Annotated in this window: 17 protein-coding genes; 8 read left to right on the top strand and 9 right to left on the bottom strand. The window is 44.3% G+C overall.

Annotated elements, in window-relative coordinates:
• The first annotated feature begins 286 nt into the window (after positions 1-286).
• Together R8N49_RS19375 and R8N49_RS19380 are read left to right on the top strand one after the other, a co-directional pair.
• Positions 287-1,915: a methyl-accepting chemotaxis protein gene (locus R8N49_RS19375; RefSeq protein ID WP_005375120.1), complete on the top strand. Its 1,629-nt coding sequence runs from the start codon at positions 287-289 to the stop codon at positions 1,913-1,915.
• A gap of 396 nt (positions 1,916-2,311) precedes the next feature.
• Positions 2,312-3,271, top strand: a complete 960-nt coding sequence (locus R8N49_RS19380; RefSeq protein ID WP_064354918.1) for a porin — start codon at positions 2,312-2,314, stop codon at positions 3,269-3,271.
• Between the two features lie 124 nt (positions 3,272-3,395).
• Here R8N49_RS19380 and R8N49_RS19385 read toward each other — a convergent pair whose 3' ends face one another.
• The gene (locus R8N49_RS19385; protein WP_042521645.1) at positions 3,396-4,142 is read right to left on the bottom strand and encodes a flagellar brake protein; all 747 of its coding nucleotides are present in this window, start codon (positions 4,140-4,142) and stop codon (positions 3,396-3,398) included.
• A 127-nt stretch (positions 4,143-4,269) separates the two neighbouring features.
• On the opposite strand from R8N49_RS19385, the gene R8N49_RS19390 reads away from it, so the two are divergent.
• Both R8N49_RS19390 and R8N49_RS19395 read left to right on the top strand, forming a co-directional pair.
• On the top strand, positions 4,270-4,545 hold the full coding sequence (locus tag R8N49_RS19390) for a GNAT family N-acetyltransferase (protein ID WP_005375124.1): 276 nt from the start codon (positions 4,270-4,272) through the stop codon (positions 4,543-4,545).
• Positions 4,542-5,519: a phosphotransferase gene (locus R8N49_RS19395; RefSeq protein ID WP_132936476.1), complete on the top strand. Its 978-nt coding sequence runs from the start codon at positions 4,542-4,544 to the stop codon at positions 5,517-5,519. The genes R8N49_RS19390 and R8N49_RS19395 overlap by 4 nt, the downstream gene beginning before the upstream one ends.
• Positions 5,520-5,565: 46 nt before the next feature.
• Here the strand turns inward: R8N49_RS19395 and R8N49_RS19400 are convergent, their stop codons facing one another.
• Positions 5,566-6,066 carry a GNAT family N-acetyltransferase gene (locus tag R8N49_RS19400; protein WP_017820512.1) on the bottom strand — a complete coding sequence of 167 codons (501 nt, stop codon included), beginning with the start codon at positions 6,064-6,066 and terminating at the stop codon, positions 5,566-5,568.
• Between the two features lie 395 nt (positions 6,067-6,461).
• Here R8N49_RS19400 and napG point away from each other — a divergent pair, with 395 nt between their 5' ends.
• The 4 genes from napG (at position 6,462) to R8N49_RS19420 (ending at position 9,955) form a co-directional block, all read left to right on the top strand.
• Positions 6,462-7,232: a ferredoxin-type protein NapG gene (gene napG / locus R8N49_RS19405; protein ID WP_005383947.1), complete on the top strand. Its 771-nt coding sequence runs from the start codon at positions 6,462-6,464 to the stop codon at positions 7,230-7,232.
• Positions 7,232-8,086: a quinol dehydrogenase ferredoxin subunit NapH gene (napH, locus tag R8N49_RS19410; RefSeq protein ID WP_053350046.1), complete on the top strand. Its 855-nt coding sequence runs from the start codon at positions 7,232-7,234 to the stop codon at positions 8,084-8,086. Before napG ends, napH begins: the two co-directional genes overlap by 1 nt.
• A gap of 199 nt (positions 8,087-8,285) precedes the next feature.
• Positions 8,286-9,467: an MFS transporter gene (locus R8N49_RS19415; RefSeq protein WP_005375129.1), complete on the top strand. Its 1,182-nt coding sequence runs from the start codon at positions 8,286-8,288 to the stop codon at positions 9,465-9,467.
• A gap of 206 nt (positions 9,468-9,673) precedes the next feature.
• On the top strand, positions 9,674-9,955 hold the full coding sequence (locus R8N49_RS19420) for a YrhK family protein (RefSeq protein ID WP_025768568.1): 282 nt from the start codon (positions 9,674-9,676) through the stop codon (positions 9,953-9,955).
• A gap of 122 nt (positions 9,956-10,077) precedes the next feature.
• Here R8N49_RS19420 and R8N49_RS19425 read toward each other — a convergent pair whose 3' ends face one another.
• The 7 genes from R8N49_RS19425 to R8N49_RS19455 all read right to left on the bottom strand — a co-directional run bounded on the left by R8N49_RS19425 (position 10,078) and on the right by R8N49_RS19455 (position 18,350).
• The gene (locus R8N49_RS19425; RefSeq protein ID WP_005383942.1) at positions 10,078-10,917 is read right to left on the bottom strand and encodes an energy-coupling factor transporter transmembrane component T family protein; all 840 of its coding nucleotides are present in this window, start codon (positions 10,915-10,917) and stop codon (positions 10,078-10,080) included.
• A complete protein-coding gene (locus R8N49_RS19430; RefSeq protein ID WP_186585108.1) occupies positions 10,914-12,653 on the bottom strand; it encodes an ABC transporter ATP-binding protein in 1,740 nt (579 codons plus the stop codon). Before R8N49_RS19430 ends, R8N49_RS19425 begins: the two co-directional genes overlap by 4 nt.
• 6 nt (positions 12,654-12,659) lie before the next feature.
• Positions 12,660-13,208 (bottom strand): ECF-type riboflavin transporter substrate-binding protein, encoded by a 549-nt coding sequence (locus R8N49_RS19435; protein WP_005375133.1) that lies wholly within the window; start codon positions 13,206-13,208, stop codon positions 12,660-12,662.
• A gap of 335 nt (positions 13,209-13,543) precedes the next feature.
• Complete coding sequence (locus tag R8N49_RS19440; protein WP_005375134.1) at positions 13,544-14,674, bottom strand: HlyD family secretion protein; 1,131 nt, start codon at positions 14,672-14,674, stop codon at positions 13,544-13,546.
• Positions 14,674-15,054 carry a DUF3302 domain-containing protein gene (locus tag R8N49_RS19445; RefSeq protein ID WP_064376388.1) on the bottom strand — a complete coding sequence of 127 codons (381 nt, stop codon included), beginning with the start codon at positions 15,052-15,054 and terminating at the stop codon, positions 14,674-14,676. The genes R8N49_RS19440 and R8N49_RS19445 overlap by 1 nt, the downstream gene beginning before the upstream one ends.
• Positions 15,055-15,298: 244 nt before the next feature.
• Entirely contained in the window at positions 15,299-16,882 is a 1,584-nt protein-coding gene (locus R8N49_RS19450; RefSeq protein ID WP_318190055.1) for a GGDEF domain-containing protein, read from the bottom strand.
• Positions 16,866-18,350, bottom strand: a complete 1,485-nt coding sequence (locus R8N49_RS19455) for a hypothetical protein (RefSeq protein ID WP_005375137.1) — start codon at positions 18,348-18,350, stop codon at positions 16,866-16,868. Before R8N49_RS19455 ends, R8N49_RS19450 begins: the two co-directional genes overlap by 17 nt.
• Positions 18,351-18,379: the final 29 nt, after the last annotated feature.

An 18,379-nucleotide genomic window follows, 5' to 3' on the forward strand; every position in this document is an offset into this window, starting at 1 on the left:
CCGTCCTAAATGTGAATGTATCTCATCATAAGTGATCATAATTTATCATAACGACAATATCCCGACGCTACTGTCGGGATATTGTCAATAACAGATTGAAAATGGAGAGTTTTTGTACTAGACAAAAGTGTGATCGACCTCTAATATTCGCCACTTGTTTATTCGTCTGGGATTTATCCCGTCGCAAGGAAGCATAGATATTCAAACTGCCGAAAAGTAACGTTGTTATAAGCACAGCTCGAGTTTGTTTGGATATAGACATCACGCATACAACTGAGGCCCTGTCATGCAGTTATCACTGAAAAATTTGTCAGTACGAACGCAAATTTTGGTTCCGGTATTATTTACCGCGATTGTTTTGTTTATTGCTCTTTGGATTACTAAAAACAATCTTCAAGCAGAGCAAGATGTTATTGCTTCCAACCAAGAATCTTTGGTTTTTCACAAAGACACATTGGCGAGTATTGACGACCAAATTTACCCTCTGCGCATAAGCGCGGTTTACGCTATTTACGATGCTTCTCGTCGTGAGAATTTTCTAACCGAATTGAAAGAAGGCTTAAAGCAAGTTGATGCCGATTTAAGTGCAATTGAAGCCCGAAATCTATTCCGTGACGATGCCGTTAAAGTTCGCCAAGCAATTGAATCCTATGTGCGATATTCAGAGCGCTCAGTTGCTTTCTTCAACCAATACGATCAAGGTTTGAAATCGGATAGCGAGTACCGTGCATTTGTCAAAGAGTATCGCAATGTTGGCCGAGAAATGGTCCAACAAATTAACACACTATCAAAGCATGTAAACGAGCAAGCTGAACAATCTACTATCAGAAGTCATCAGCAAAATGAACGTGTGCAAAATAACGCTATGTTGACGGTTTTAGCGGTATTTGCTTTCTCATTGATAGGCGCTTGGTTCCTATCTGGCATGATTGTTACACCAATCCAAAAGCTGCAAGAAGTGATGCGTCAGTTAGCAATGGGTAATCTATCAGTACGTGCAGATGTCGATGGGGACAATGAGATCTCTAAGCTGAGCAAAGATGTAAACCAAACCGCAGAGCAGTTATACAACACTGTGGACCAGTTAACCCGTATTAGTGAGGAAGTTGCATCTGCATCGACCGAATTAGCTGCGGTAATGACGCAAGCGGAAGCGAACGCTCAACAAGAGTTGGCGGAGATCGAGCAAGTTGCATCTGCGGTTAATGAGCTTGCAAGCACTGCGAATAATGTGAGTGATAACGCGACCTCTGCTGACGCAACTGCGCGTGAAGCTGATGGACTTGCTCAATCAGGTTTGGCCATCTTCCAAGAAAGTGCGGAAGCAAGTGCGCAAATGTCTCAAGCATTGAACGATGCAGCGCAAGTTGTTTTGCGTCTAAAAGAGCAATCTGTACAGATCAACGATGTTATTGAAGTGATTCGCGGCGTATCTGAGCAGACCAACTTGCTAGCATTGAATGCTGCGATTGAAGCGGCGCGAGCTGGAGAATCTGGTCGTGGTTTTGCGGTAGTAGCTGATGAAGTACGCATGCTAGCAGCTCGTACTCAAGACTCGACACAAGAGATCCAAACGATCATTGAAGAGCTTCAAGCGCAGTCTGGGCTGGCGAATGACAGTATGCAAGTCAGCCTTGATATGCTTAGCCGCAACAACGAGCTGACGCAACAAGCGAATGAAGCGTTGGTTGGAATTACCGAGTCGGTCGCCAACATCAACGATTCAAACACGCAAGTAGCAACCGCAGCCGAAGAGCAGTCTCAAGTTACTCAAGATATCAATCGCAACGTGGTTAACATGTCGGAGCTTGTAAACCAAAACGTAGCGGGCATCAGCCAAAGTGCAAGTGCGAGTACTGAGCTTTCATTACTTGCAGAGAAGCAGAAAGAGCAATTAAGTTTCTTTAAGCTTTAATTCATCATCTACTTATCAAATCTCTAAATCCCTGAGTGAATGCTCAGGGATTTTTTTGTTTGTAATAATCGGATTTATTATCAATAAGTCTATCTAAAACAGTCAGTTAACAAGATTTTTTTGCGGGCAATATCACGTTTTGTGATATTGTTTTTACATTTTTTTCGTCAATTTTTTTTGACGCGAACATTTTTTTTAACTCAACCGATAACTTGATGGTTGAGAGGTATTCATATCGTCATTTTAAGTGGTGTTTTCTTCTATAAGTGCTGTTTATTCAACACGTTGCGTGAAAAATAACAGCTGCTACTATGCCGCCAGTTTTCTCGTTGGTACAGAAAAGTCCTGTTTTTCTGGTGAGAAAACACATATAAAACAATGATATGGAAAATAACAATGAAATTAAAAACTTTAGCTGTAGCAGTGGCGCTAATGGCATCAGGATCTCAAGTTGTCGCTTCAGAACTATACAACCAAGATGGCACTTCTCTTGAGATGGGCGGCCGCGCTGAAGCGCGTCTTTCTATGATGGATGGTAAGGCAGAAGACCGTACTCGCATCCGTCTTAACTTCCTAGGCAAACAGGAAATCAATGAAAACCTATACGGCGTTGGTTTTTGGGAAGGTGAGTTCAAAACAAAAGAAGAAGGTGCCGTAGATAACAATAGTGATCTTGAAACTCGTTACGCTTATGCAGGTCTGGGTGGCAAATACGGTGAAGTAACTTACGGTAAAAACGACGGCGCACTAGTGGTTCTTACTGACTTTACTGACATTATGGCTTACCACGGTAACACAGCAGCACTTAAACTGCCTGTTTCTGACCGTACAGATAACATGCTGTCTTACAAAGGCCAATTCGAGCAACTAGCTGTACGCGCTAGCTACCGTTTTGCTGATCGCACAACAGATGCACAAGGCTTTACAGACAACGAGGAAGATGGCTTCTCTCTATCTGGTGTTTACGCGTTTGCTAACACTGGTTTTGAACTAGGTGCTGGTTACGCAGATCAAAACGACAGCGATGAGTTCATGCTGGTAGCTGCATACTCTGTAGGTGACTTCTACTTCGCTGGTAACTACACTGGCGCGGATATGGATGTTGCAGGTAAGACTTTTGATTACAAAGGCTACGAACTAGCCGCTGCTTACACTATGGGTCAAACTGTATTCACTTCTACGTTCAACAAAGGTGAACTAGAAGACGCAGATACTGTAGAAAACCTAGCTGTTGATGTAACTTACTACTTCAAGCCTAACTTCCGTGGCTACGCATCATACAACTTCGATCTAATGGATAACGAAGGCGCGGCTGAAAAAGATGAGCTAGCGCTAGGTCTACGTTACGACTTCTAAGTCATGACTCTTATCTAAGATACTGCCTTATTCTTAGTAAATAAAAACCCCTTACTGAAAAGTAAGGGGTTTCTTGTTTTCTAGCACTTCAAAGCTTCTTGATAAGCGATAGGGGTGATCAAATCTATCTTTTTAGTGTGAGCTTAGTACCATCAAATTTGAGGTGACTGAGGAGGTTTTTAGCGTTGTTTTTACCAACCTCATCAAACTCCATTCCGTAGCGAGCATAGTGCGTTGATTTTTGTAAATTACAAATACGACCTCGCAACGGCGCTAGCATACGACTTTCTCCGGGCATCGTTAGATCCAATGAAACGTGGTCACCAACCTGAAGTGGTCGGCTCATCGGTGATGTTACAAAACGACAGCCACTACGAGATAAATCTCTTATTTCGCATTCAGTTCGATAGGCTTCTAAACAAACACGCGCTCTCAAATTTACTTCGTAACGCACTTCTTTGCGAAGCTGAAAGACCTGCATAGTGTTGGGTAGGTCTAGCACCAAAATTGGGTACGGATCGCCTAGTCGATGCTGCAATTGGGCCCGAAATGGGATAACGGCCCCTTCACCTCGATGAGAGTAGGCTTTTACATTGATCCAAAAGCCTTCCTGAAAATAGAACTTCAAGTCTTCATCGGAGATGTTCGGAACCTCTATCAATGCAGTATTATTTGAGTGACAGCCAACAAATGTGCTGGTTGTAATAAACTTTGTACCAACGGGGGTGGTGACGTTTAAGCTCACTTCACTGCCGTGTTCGACCATTGCCATTGCATCGGTGCTATTTAATGTACTTGCCTGACGTTCTGGTGCCTTCTTGCTTTGCAGAGGTAGCTTGCCGTCTCTGGCAATTGGGCTCATATTTCTCATTATAATTGTCGTACCTGATGTAAGAAGGTAATCGCGTGAGGCGAAGCAGCACTCTCGCATGGTATCGATTTTATTCAGTGATATAGTTTGATTCAATCAATCTGTAACAAAAATTAGAGAGCAAGATATGCATAAAGTAACTCATGAGACCACGAATAGTACATTCTGGGTTGATTTAGAGCAGGGTTATAAAGCCAAGGTGATTTATCAGCTTAAGGGTAATGTCATGCACATTACATCAACGGTTGTTCCTGAAGCACTGCGAGGTAAGGGGTACGGAAAAGTGATGATGGAAGCGGTGTTGCCAGAAATTGAGTCACTCGGTTATCAAATCAAACCAGTTTGCCCATATGTTATTCACTACATGGAGAAGAACCAAACGTGGTCACATCTGCTCACATGATGAGTAACAACCACCAACGCTACCAAAATATTGGCCAGGAACTCAATCTCGGTAATTACCGCTCTGTAGAAGTCATACAATCGCTATGGGGAGGCTATGGGGAGTTAGTCCGAGTTACTTATTCTACTGGTTCAGTGATCATTAAGCATGTAAAACTCCCTAAGCCTTCAGAGCATCCTAGAGGCTGGAATACGGACCGTTCTCATCAAAGAAAGTTGCACTCTTATCAGGTGGAAGTGAATTGGTATGAGTATTTTTCCGGAGGGGTGGATACTCGCTGCCGAGTACCACAAGGTCTAAAAACGTTCCAATCGGAGAATGAATGGCTCATTGTGATGGAAGATCTCGCCGAGGTGGGCTTTCCAAAAGTCATCACAGATGCACAGCTAGAGCATCTACAAGCCTGCCTCACTTGGTTGGCGAACTTTCATGCGCGATACATCGATGTTCGTTCGGATAAGTTGTGGCATACCGGAACATACTGGCACTTAGCAACCAGACCCGACGAGCTTGAAGCATTGCAAGACACTGAGCTACAAAATGCGGCTCAATTGATTGATCAAACGCTTTCGCAAGCTAAGTTTAAAACACTAGTACACGGTGATGCCAAATTGGCGAACTTCTGTTTTGATGAAGAAGAATCAAGCGTTGTTGCGGTTGACTTTCAATACGTTGGATGTGGGTGTGCAATGAAAGATGTGGCACTGTTTATGAGTAGCGCCGTTAAGCCAGAACGTTGTGCAGAGATGGAAGTTTGGGTTTTGGATACGTATTTTGCTCAGTTGCAACACGCGCTAATTGTCTATCAACCGAATCTTGACCCTAATGAAGTCGAGCGTGAGTGGCGTCCTTTGTTTGCTGTGGCTTGGGCAGACTTTCAGCGATTTGTGAAAGGTTGGAGTCCCGACCACTGGAAGATCAATCCCTACACAGAAGCATTGACTCGCAGAGCGTTGGCTTACTTACGAAAGTGAGTCGAAGTTTAAAAAGAAAAGCCTCCAATTAGTAGGAGGCTTTGTTTTATCTTTGGCCTGGTCTGATGCGCGCCATGTAATAGGTATTGATGAATTCACCATCACGGAAGGAACCGTCAATCGCTTCACCCTCAATTTGAAATCCATGCTTTTTATAAAGCCCAATGGCGGCGTCGTTATCGGCATTGACCTCTATCTGAATTCTTCTCACATTTAACCAGTTATCTGCTAGTTCAGTGACTGTTTCTATCAATTTGCTACCAATACCGAGTCCGTGGAAACTATCATGTACTCCGATGCCAAACGATGCCGTGTGCATCGTTCTTGGACGTAGAGAGTGGTGAAAGCCAATATTTCCGACGACTTTACCATCAATTTCAGCGACATAGCTATAAACACCATCAGGTATGTTTGACAATCTTTCCACCCACATCGCGAGCGAAGGCTTTGGGAGTTGCAGGGTTTCACGTTGTGCTTTTGGTTGTGAATAGATTTCTACGAGTGCCGCTGCGTCTTCGACGGTCGTTGGACGTACGATAATTTCCATGCCTCTCTCCTTCGCTTTTTAGTTTTAATTTTTAATCTAACCACAGTTTTCTTATTTGGATAGTGTTTTTTTATGTTTAATGGATAAATGCCTTTTAAATTAGCTTGTTATGATGTCATTTTTTGAATTTTTAGTAGTGATTTATCATCGAATTGAGCGAGTAGATTGCAAAGGTGTTGAATTATTGTACTGAGAATGGCGCGTACTGCAGAGTATCGTGGTGAATTTCATGTCGCAGTAAATAAACGCATTTAGTCAAACTGTGACGACGGCACTGTGCGTCAGTTGACTTGAATCAATAGAGGATGGGGTTACCTCCTATGAGGTATAGGGAAACGACACGTTTAGGGCTATTTATGCTTAACTTGATAAGGGAGTTTTGTTGAGGAAATAGCATGAAATCCTCTCAGTCTAAAATATCGCAAAGTCGGCGCCGATTTTTGCGTGATACAGCTCGAACTGCGGCTGGTGTTGGCGCAGCTGCGTGTGTATTGGGCTTACAATCGCTACAAAGCCAAGCTCGAGAAACCAAAGGTGTGCCTATTCGTCCGCCTGGTGCACTGCCGGAAGGCGATTTCGAATCAGCTTGTATTCGATGTGGCTTGTGTGTTCAGGCATGTCCTTACGATACCTTGAAACTTGCGACATTACTTTCACCCGTCGCGACTGGCTCACCTTACTTTACTGCACGCGATATTCCCTGCGAAATGTGCGAAGACATTCCTTGTGTTGTCGCTTGTCCGAGTGGGGCGCTGGATCCGAAACTAACCGATATTGATGATGCTCGAATGGGTACAGCGGTTCTTATTGACCATGAAACTTGCCTTAACTGGCAAGGGTTACGATGCGACGTTTGTTATCGCGTTTGTCCGCTGATTGATGAAGCCATCACATTAGAGATGGTTCACAACGACCGAACCGGTTATCACGCCAAACTTATCCCAACAGTGAATTCCGAAGTGTGTACCGGATGCGGTAAGTGTGAACAAGCGTGCGTGTTGGATGTCGCTGCTATTAAAGTCGTCCCGACGGATTTGGCGAAAGGCAAAGTGGGCAGCCACTACAATTTTGGTTGGAAAGAGATCGACAAACCACTCGAAAATATCCTCCCTAGTGAGACGCCTGTACCGGAAGGTGCGCTTGAATCGCTAAAAGGAGGTAAGTAATGGCAAAGAATTTAGCTCAAAATGCTGGCAAAGAAGCGCTTGAAAAGCTTGGTTGGTGGCGCGCGCATCGGTTTTTGATTTTACGTCGGCTATGTCAGTTCACCATCATTGCGCTGTTTATGGCTGGGCCGACGCTGGGAATTCTAACTGGTAATCTGTCATCAAGTATGTTGCTCGATACCGTGCCGTTAAGTGACCCGTTAATTGTGCTTCAAGCTTTGGCGACAGGGCATGTTCCGGAGTTTAATGCGTTGTTAGGCGTAGTGATTGTCGTTGCGTTTTACGCGATTTTGGCGCCGCGCGCATTTTGTGCTTGGGTGTGCCCGTTGAACATCGTGACAGACTTGGCGGCGTGGTTGCGTCGAAAGTTCAACATTAAAGCGAGCTATCGTTGGTCTCCCATGATTCGTTATTGGCTGATCCCTGTTTTGATGTTGGGCAGTGCGCTATCTGGCGCGATTCTTTGGACATGGTTAGATCCAGTTGCGGCACTGCATCGCGGGTTGGTGTTTGGTATGGGCGCAGGTTGGGTGCTAATCGCCCTAGTGTTTGTGTTGGATTTACTCTTGGTTGAGCATGGGTGGTGTGGGCACTTATGTCCACTGGGGGCTACCTATGGCGTGATAGGCCGAAAAAGCCTGTTGCGCGTTACTGCTGTTCGGCGCGAAGATTGCACCAAATGCATGGATTGCTTTTACATTTGCCCAGAACCAGAAGTGCTTCGGCAGCCTTTGAAAGAGGGAGATCGTCGAGTTATGGATCAAAACTGCATTAGCTGTGGCCGTTGTTTGGATGTGTGTCCAGAACATGTGTTTGAATTTAAAAATCGCCTATCAGTAAAAGTCATTGATTAAGCCACTGAGCACATTTACTCATGCTTTAGTTCTCTTGATACTTGAACATCGCGCTTAGCCAAGGAATTGAGTGCGATGTTTATCTTCATAACAATATTCCTCAGCCATATCAGCTTGCTCTGGGTTGAAAATAATAATGATATTGCGAATTTGTTACATTTAAAGCTATGATGATGCCTTCATATTTAAAGGAAACATCATGACTACCTCATCGCACGGCTGGAGAACGCCGCAAAATTTCCTCCTGTTAATTTCCATTATCGTGCCCATTGCTTTTTCTACCTGGATGGCGTTGTTGAACAACTTTGTTATAGAGAAAGCAAACTTTGATGGTGCCGACATAGGCCTATTGCAAAGTGTGCGCGAAATTCCGGGTTTTTTGGCCTTTACCGCCGTGTTTGTATTGCTGTTTATCCGAGAGCAACGCTTTATGCTCGTATCTTTGGCGATGCTTACGCTTGGTACGGCATTAACAGGTTATTTTCCCACTTTGTACGGTCTACTTTTTACAACCTTGTTAATGTCCACCGGCTTCCATTACTTTGAAACACTCAAGCAGTCTTTGTCTTTACAATGGCTATCTAAAGAAGAAGCGCCAGAAATGCTGGGTAAGTTTATTTCTGTTGGAGCTTTGGCTTCTCTGTTTACCTACGGCGCCATTTGGGTTTCGCTCGAACAGCTCAAACTTGATTTTAAAACGGTCTATTTAATGGCTGGTGGTTTAGGTTTTGTGCTCATTTTGGTGATGGCATTTGCCTTCCCACAATTTAAGACAAAAGTGCCTCAGAACAAGAAGCTCATCCTGCGTAAACGTTACTGGTTATACTATGCGCTTACGTTTATGAGTGGAGCACGCCGTCAAATTTTTACGGTGTTCGCTGGTTTCTTGATGGTAGAAAAGTTTGGTTACTCCGCCGCAGATATTACGTTGCTGTTCCTGATTAACTATGTCTTTAACTTCTTGTTTGCGAAGCGAATAGGCCGTTTTATCGGCGTTGTAGGTGAGCGCAAAGCGTTGATGTTTGAATACGTCGGTTTGATCTTCGTGTTTGTCGGGTACGGTTTGGTGCAAACGGCTGAGTGGGCGGCAGCATTGTATGTTGTCGATCATCTATTTTTCGCGTTAGCGCTTGCGATTAAAACCTACTTCCAGAAAATTGCCGACCCAGCAGATATGGCGTCGACCGCGGGCGTTGCGTTTACGATTAACCATATTGCGGCGGTTGTAATACCTGTTACGTTTGGTGTGATTTGGCTGGTTTCACCTGCTAGCGTATTTTACATCGGCGCTGGTATGGCAGCAGTGAGCTTGCTGTTGTCACTCAATATTCCAGCGAAGCCGGAAGAAGGCAACGAAACTCGCTTGTTGAAGTGGAGTTAAGTTGGTACTCACTATCTAATCATTAAAGCGAATACCTGTAATTAGACTCGCTAAAAAGGGTGCTTATGCGCCCTTTTCTTTTTATTGCAAATAGATAATCCCTCCAATGGTTGTCAATGCATGCCACGTCCGTTAGGGTTTAGAACTAAGTATTTCGAAATAACTTGGGCGTAACTGACGCGAAACAATAAGAGGGGAGCTATACAGTGCAGATACATGGCAGAGAGTTGGATTTAGATCTAGGAAGCCGTCACATCGTTATTCAGCGCCGCTATGAGGCGTTAGGTGCTGCAAACGACCTACTCATTGCTATTTGGTTTTTAATTGGTAGCTTTTTCTTTTTGAATGATTCGTTGATTGAAAGTGGTACTTGGCTTTTCATTGTAGGCAGTGCGCAGTTGATCATTAAGCCCCTGATAAAACTGATGAGTTTAGTTCATGTTGGTCGTTTAAATAAGCAACTTTCTGGCACATCAGCGAGCCGCTGAAATTACCGCTTCTTTTGAACACTCGCAAGCAAGAAGCCAACAGGTGAGTTATCGAGGGGAAAGACGGAAGATAACGTGGTCACAACACTAACCACGTTATGTTCAGTTTGAAGCTTCAGAATTTAAAACGGATACCAGAACAGTTGTGTGTCCATCACACGCTTGCTGATCGCAGCAATCACTATCACCGCAATCCCAGCCATGCAGATCATATCGGCTTTGGTCAGTGGTTTTAAGCTGTACCAAGTGCGAGAGGAGTGGCGGCCAAAACCACGTAGCGTCATCGCGTTTGAGATTTGATCGGCTCTGTCTAAACTAGAGAAAATCAGAGGTCCAAGAATCTTCGCGACGTTCTTCATACGATTGAACAACGGAGCCTTCTTGCTCAGTTCTACTCCGCGTGCTTGTTGCGCGTGCATGATGTTAACAAAGTCCTTTTTCACTTCCGGCAAGTAGCGCAGCGTTAAGCTTACGGCATAGGCGATTTTGTAAGGCACACCTAAACGGTTCAAGCTGGCTGAAAACTCTGTCGGATGAGTGGTAAATACAAACACCAATGCGATTGGGAACATGCTGAAGTACTTCAACGTCACTGTTACTAGGTAAAACAATGTCTCTTGAGTGAGCGAGTAATTACCGGGTAACGAGAGTAAAACCGTTGATGAACCCATGAACTCAGTACCTTGTTGCGGTGCTAACGCGAACATAAACAGGGCATTGATCAGTAATACCGTACCTGTACCGAATAACAGCGGTTTGTAGACATGAAAGGGCACTTTGGTCATTTTCAATAAGCCCAAACCCAGCACGATCAACAGCGCGATGATTCGCAAGTCAAATGTGGTCAATACCACCGTTACCCAAGCAATGAAAAGCAAGAACTTAGTAATGCCATTCAACTTATGAAGTGGCGATTGGGTATCGATGTAGTTGATACCAAACTTCATCTTATTGTCTTTCATGCCACCGCTTTCTCTAGTTGGTTTACGTCGTCGCTTTTTTGTTGGCGGTGCGCTTTTTCTACATTGATAAAGTGCTGCATAAAGCCATTGGTGTCCTCGATACCAACTTTCGTAGCCAACTCAAACAAACTTGTGGTAGTGAGGTTTGCTTGGTCTAGTAGCTCTGGACTGCTGAATACCTGCGTCATTGGTGCATCCGCGACTAATTTACTGTCTGCAATCACGATAGAGCGCGAGGTGTATTCCAACACTAAATGCATGTCATGAGAGATGATCATTACGGTTACGCCCAACTCGCGATTGAGCTTTTCGATGAAACTCAGCATAGACGTGTAGTTTCGATAGTCCTGACCTGCCGTCGGTTCATCAAGGATCAGAAGCTCTGGTTCCAAGACCAAAATTGACGCAATGGTTACGCGCTTTTTCTGGCCGTAGCTCAATGCTTCGATTGGCCAGTGACGGTATTTGCTCAAACCGCACAGCTCTAGGACTTCAAGTACTTTAGCGTCGATTTGTTTCTCTTCAACGCCACGATTACGGAGGCCGAAGGCCACTTCGTCGAAAATCATGTGATGGGAAATCATGTGATTCGGGTTTTGCATCACCACACCCACTTTCTGGCTACGCTCGAAGATGGTCAGTTCGTTAAGATCTTGACCATTCATGCTCATTGAGCCGCTATCCGCTTCAATAACGCCCATAATCAGTTTGGTGATGGTCGATTTACCCGAGCCATTTTTGCCAAGTACAGAGACAAACTCGCCACACTTAATGTCAAAACTCACGTCTTCTAACGCGTTTTTCTCACCGTCGTAAGAATAGGTGAGGCCACGGACTTCAAGCAAAGTCTCGGCTGGCGTTTTAGGTGGTTGTGCTGTTGAACCATCAAACCATGCTTGTACCGCTGGTTTATATTGCTCCAACGGTAAGGTAGTTAAGCTAGAAGGTTTTGCATCGCCCTCAATCGCGCAGCCTGCTTCTTTCAGTGCTGAAATATAAAGCGGTTCGCGGATGCCGTAATCTTCTAGTAGAGGCGACGCTAAAATTTCATCTGGCGTTGTATCGGTAATGATTTCGCCGCTTTCCATCAAGATAATACGGTCAACTGAGCAATGCAGAACGTCTTCAAGACGATGCTCAATGATTACTATGGTTTTGTCCGTTTCGCGGTGTAGATCATCGATGATCTCGATGGTTTTTTTACCCGTTTTAGGGTCAAGCGCAGCTAGTGGTTCATCAAACAAAAGGATATCGACGTCATCGACGAGAATGCCCGCCAAAGAAACACGCTGTTTCTGCCCGCCAGATAAATCGTGGGGAGAGCGATCTAACATCTGTTCCAAGTCGACCATTTTGGCCGTGGCTTTGACCAATGGGTACATGTCGATATTTGAAGTTAGCTGGTTTTCCAGCGCAAATGCAATGTCTTCGCCAATGCTCAAACCGACAAATTGGCTGTCCGTATCTTGGAGTACGGTGCCAACTTGCTCAGTGTATTGGTGCATGTCGAAAGGGGCGGTGTCTTGACCATTGATGGTCAATGTTCCACTGGTTTCCCCTTTGATTGCGTGTGGGATCAGTCCGTTAAGACATTGCCCAAGAGTAGATTTACCACTACCACTTGGACCGATAATGACGATTTTCTCTCCTTTCTCTATCCTTAGATTGATATTTTTTAGCGTCGGTTTGTCCAGCGACTCATATCTAAAAGAGAAGTTAGAAAATTCGATTGTCATTCGACATTAAGCCTCTGTTAAGTTACGGCTTTGCTTGTTACGTTTAGCGACAGACTTAAGAATGAAGAAGCCAACAATAGCAATAAGAATGGTGTTACCGATCGCGATAATAGAAAGCTGGGTAAACACTTTAGTGAACGGTTCTGCGTATAAAATCGTGTCGAGGAATGCAGAGCAACCGTAACCAAATACGTTGCCTAATAGCGCAAGTACTACGAATAACGCGAAGTCTTTCATATTGAAATCACCTTTCTCCAAACGGTAGCGCGTTAGAGAAGGGAATAGACCGATAATCAAACCAACAATACCTGAACCAAGTACCCAAGTGAGCCATACGCCCCAACCTGCAAATAGGTCAGTAACCCAGTGACCAATAAAACCAACCAAGAAGCCAACAAGTGGTCCAAATAGTACTGAGAACAATGCTAATACTGCCATTGCTGGTTTTAGCGTTGTGTTTGCAAACACAGGGATGCCAAACATAGGTAAGCCGCCGATACCGTAAAGAGCAGCACCGATTGCAATAACCACAACAGTTTTAGCGGAAAGATTCATAGATAACCTCAGTTCAATAGTCGATTTTAAAGAACGTTCATTTATATTGTTGGAAAGCGTTAGTTATTTGATTGTGTAACATATATTCAAAACAACCAAGCTGCTTATTGTTTGCTCTATTTTTCTTCAGGAAATGTGTGATTTGATTCACGCATCCCTTTGACTGGCTTTGGTTTTAGCAAGCATTAAAAATAAGGCGCGCATTATACAGAATATTAATAAAAGTGGGAATGCTATCTATCTGGATGGCTAGAATGAATCAGGGGCTGATCGTCAGCCCCTGATTACACGGTTTGATGTTATTTTTACCAATAAATGAATGCGCTATATGTTCATTAATGGTCGAGGTATAAATAGTTCTGCCAGCTCTTCATACGAATAAGCACTTTGCGCATCACTGATACGTGAGTAAAGCTGTCTGAATAAACTGCAACTTCAACCGCAGTACCCATTGGTAGGTGGTATCCACTCAAGTCGTCGGTAATTTTCAGCTTCGCAAAAACACGTCCGCTCGTGCGCAAGGCATCAGTCCCAAGCAGAGCGCCTCGCGCTTGAATTTGGCTTTCACCAATGGCTGGAATCACGTCAATGACTTCGCCACGGAACACTTTGCCCGGAATTGCGCGGAACATAAATTCTGCTTCAAAGCCTGGCTTCAAGCGTTGTAATGAGTTCTGTCTGAATGCCGCGGTGTACGTAATGTCTTCGGTATGTACGAAGGTCATTGCCGGGGCAAGTGGCAACGGCACAGCCATAACACCAGGACGCAAAGCCAATTGCGTAACGTAACCATCGGTTGGCGCACGAACGACGGTTTGCTCTAGGTTAAACTCTGCTTTACGCAGCTCGGCAAGAAGTTGCGCGACTTGGGTATTTTCGCCTCCGATTTCAGAGTCCAGAGCGATTTGCGCTTGTTCTTGTTGCAAAATCGCAACGTCTAACATGGCTTCTGCCGCTTTATACGCTTGGCGTCGAGTATCTAAATCTTGTTCAGTAAACGCGCCACGATCAAAGCCCCTTTGATATCGGCTAAACTCCCTTTGTGCTTTATCTCTGTCCGCTTGCGCTTTCAATACAGCAGCTTCTGCTTCTCTTAGATCAGACTCTAAACCCAACGCACCTTGGCTTGCTTCTTTGACTTTCGCTTCAAGGCGAGCAACTTCTGCTTCAAAAGGCACAGGATCGATTTTGAAAAGAATATCGCCCGTTTTGAGCGGTTGGTTGGCTTGGACTGGCACTTCCACCACGCGGCCACGCACGCCAGAGACGATAGGCGTAGTTGGGAACACTTGGTTACCCAATTGAGTAAATGGGTGGTTGTAGTTCATAAGCAGCACGAGTGTGCCCACTAACACTACGCCGCCAAGTACGGCGGTTGGAACGGTCCATTTGTTTAGAGGAATATTGAAAATTTTAAAAATGGCAATACAAAGAGCGGCGTAAGTCAGAATCAGCAATAAGTCCATTATTCGTCCTCTTTACTTTGTTCAGGCAAAGGCTTTTGCTGAATCTTTTGTTGTTTCAACATCGATACTTGGTTTTTGAGTTCGTTGACTTCATCGATGAGTTCTTCAAGGCGGTGATGAATGTCGTGTGTTTCTTGTTCTAGTTGTTTAAAACCCCAGCCGCGTTCCTTGCGCCATAATGTTGCCCAGATCCATAAAAATGGCCACAGCGCATGCAAAGTGAAAAGGCTGACCCAGCCAGCGTAGTGAATTGCGTCTTGGTGCGGGTGCTCTCTCTCTTTGGCGATTTCATATGGAATATCATGGATGACAATGATTCCGTAAAAGATCACTAAAGCAACGAAGATGAGTAACCCAAGTGCAAAATAGTCTAGAAACATCTTACCTACCTGTGCGTATTGCGAAATGGAAAATCTACGTAAATTAACAATTTAAGTATTTGTCTTAACTACAGATGAATCAAGCGGTTTTTATGTAGGAATTATGTTTATGCGATGTAAGTATCCACTGATGTTTATTGGCAGTTAAGGTGTTGCTGAGTACTTATTTAAACAAGCAGTGAAGTGATATAGGAAGGATAAGTAAAAAGTATACTAAAGCCCCAGGTGTCAACCGGGGCATGGTTTAAAGTTCGGTACAGACTTGGTTTCTGCCATTGGCTTTGGCGCGATAAAGAGCTTTGTCTGCACGATAAAAAGTTCGCTGAGTATTCTCGCCTTCTCGATGCAAGGTAATCCCTATGGATACGGTCAGCCCCCGTTCACCAAGAATATCGTCCCAACCATATTGATAAATCCGTTCACGATAATTCTCGGCATGCATTTCTGCGCGTTCCAGTTGGGTATTCTCAAGGATCACGAGGAACTCTTCACCACCAAATCGTACGCACGATGCGCCTTTAAATCTGAAGTAGGACGCCAGTTCCTGTGACACACTTTTGATCGCTTTGTCGCCAACCAAGTGGCTTAGTTCGTCATTGATGGATTTGAAGTGATCGATATCGATGACCATCAATGCAAATGCAGTATCGTGCAGAAGTAGATCTTTTAGTTTAACTTCTAACCAGCGTCGGTTGTGTAAAGACGTAAGTGGATCGGTAAAGACGTCCTGCTGTAGCTGAGCAACAGTATTTTTATGCTGCTTGGTGGTTTCTTTTAGTTCTTTGTTTTCTAGCTCTGACAAAATGAGTTTGAGTTGTAACTCAAAGCGTGAAAGTCGGCGTAGTTGAGCAGACCCTAACTCACCGATCGGAATATGTTTTACAAGATCAGATTCGATTCTATGCGCTTTTTTTTCACAATTTAATGCTTCTTGATACAACCCTTGAGAGGCGTAAACTTGACTCATCGCGTTATAAAAATGCTGAGTAACGATAGGAGATAGTTGCTTTTGAATCCTTTTACTGATGGAGTCCAACGTTAAATTAGCTAAAGAAGTGTGCCCTACACCGTTTAGACAATACGCAGTCTCAATTTTGACCATCGTGGATAACCAGTATGTCGTGGCACTACCCGTTGTATACTGAACATTCGAAATAGCCAGCAACGCATTGGGGTAGTCTTCTTGCAGACGATGTAATTTGGCTCGGTAGAGGTGAATTTGTGCGGCGAGGTTTTTATCACTGACGAGAATGCTCAGTTCTTCACATTCACTCAATAGTTCTTTGGCGTCTGCGGTACGGTTCAAGCTGATATAACAGGCAAGCATGTACAGCTTGTAACGAAGGCGTAGGGATCGACTGCCAATAGCGTGATCGATAGCATCTATTTTTTGATAATAACGTAATGCACGTTGGTGATCCCCATGGGCATCGCACAAATTACCCATTCCAATAATGGCCAATACGTACTCATCAATATAGCCGTACTCGACGGCGATATTGGTTGAAGCAACATACTCGGTTAATGCCGCATTGTAGTCACCTACTTCAACCAAACGCTCACTCAAGCTTGCTTTCACAGAAAGAATATCTTCTACATCCTCTGGTAAAACAAGCAACTCAAGCGCTTGTTTCAATTCACTAATGCTGTCGTTGAGCTGTTTGATCTCTCTTCGATACTCGGCGCTAATGATATAGCAATGCGCTTTCTCTCGGTTTGTTAACGCAATATGTAACCCTATGTGTTCCCATAGCGTAATCGCTTCTTCACCTGAAACGGAAGAAGGATCGATACCTGCGTCAGTCACCTTGCTAAGCAGTTGTTCCATTCTTCATTACCTCAATATAACTTTCTTCGAGCTGTTCTAACGTGAATGGGAAGGTCAGGATATCTTGCAAATACAGTATCGGTTTCGGGCCTTTGATTCCGCGTCGCTTCCATGGATAGATGTCTAACATCGCTTGGACAGTGCGGTAGACCTCTTCTGCTGCTTGACCTTTTTCTGCAATTAACATTGCTAGCCTGTTACTGGAAATTCTCGAGATGAGGTCGCTGGAGGTTGTCAATGCATGAACGAGCTCGGTACAAACATCGAGAACTTCGGGGTTTGAATGCTGAATCATAATGATGGCGTGGTTAGAGCGTTTGAGCTCCGTTTTAAACAAAACTAACTGTTCCCACCAGTAGGTCTCAGAAACGACATTAGAGAACTGTTTTTCAGGGTCGTATTCGTGTTGAGAGCGAATATGATTGATCAGCTTACGTGCTCGCTGCTCTAGTTGGCGTTTAGAGCCTCTTGCTTTATCCATGCTGATTCGATGAGTTTGTTCTTTGAGCATTTTGAGTGCGTGCTTACGGTATTTCTTGAACGCGTTAAACGCAGACTCAAAGTCACCTTGTTCTTCAGCGACTCGTGATTGTTGGAAGCAAATTTGGCTGAGTAGCTCACCGTGGTCGAAACTGAGTGCAGACTCTTCTGCTGCAAGTAGCAACTTGGCAGCGCTGTCTGTATTTTGGCGCAAAAGCTCAAGTCTTGCTCGGCTAATAAAAGAGTGTGCTTTCATCCAAACGAGGTCATGCTCAATGGCGAGCTGGTGGGCTTTTTGGGTGGCTTCTTCGGCCGCATCAAGGCGTTCTAGTCCAAGCAGTGCTAACCCTTTAAAGTCCCAGATCTCGGCTTGCCACGTACTGTCATCATGATCTTTTAATACTTCGGTTGCTCCATCCAGTACCGTAAGCATCTCGACAAACTTATTTAGTAAGTAATAGTCCCAAGCTAATAGGATGCGCGCTTTGCCTTCTAACCAAGCAATACGAACATTGTTTGCCACTTTAACGGCTAACTCATGAGTTGAAGCGGCAAGTTGGTGTTCATTAGTGATGCGCCATACATTACCAAGCCCAATTAGAGATTCGATTTGAATTTCAACATCATCAACAAGAGCAGATTGTTCGAGCGCATTAATCCAATATTGTTGCGCGGAATAATACTTTGCTTGGCCCCAATATTGGAGTGCAAAAAGATGGAGAATTTCCGGGAGATGATCGTCGGTTTCAAGCTGTGTTTGTTTGCTGTAAGCGTCTTTGACGAGTTTTAAGCCTTGTCGGTAATCCATTAGGCACCAACAGCATTGCGCCATGATGAGTAAGGCTTTGATCTCTCCGTCCACAAATAAAATTTGTTCCGCGCGGATACGATATTGCTGCGCAATATTAAAGGTATGTTTAGGGGCCGATTTTATTTGGCCTTTAAGCTTAGTGAGATCATCTTCTAGCTGAATTTGGTTTTTATCCAACGTTCACATCCATGACTATCGATCAGGGG

This window comes from Vibrio sp. 1978 (assembly GCF_033344345.1).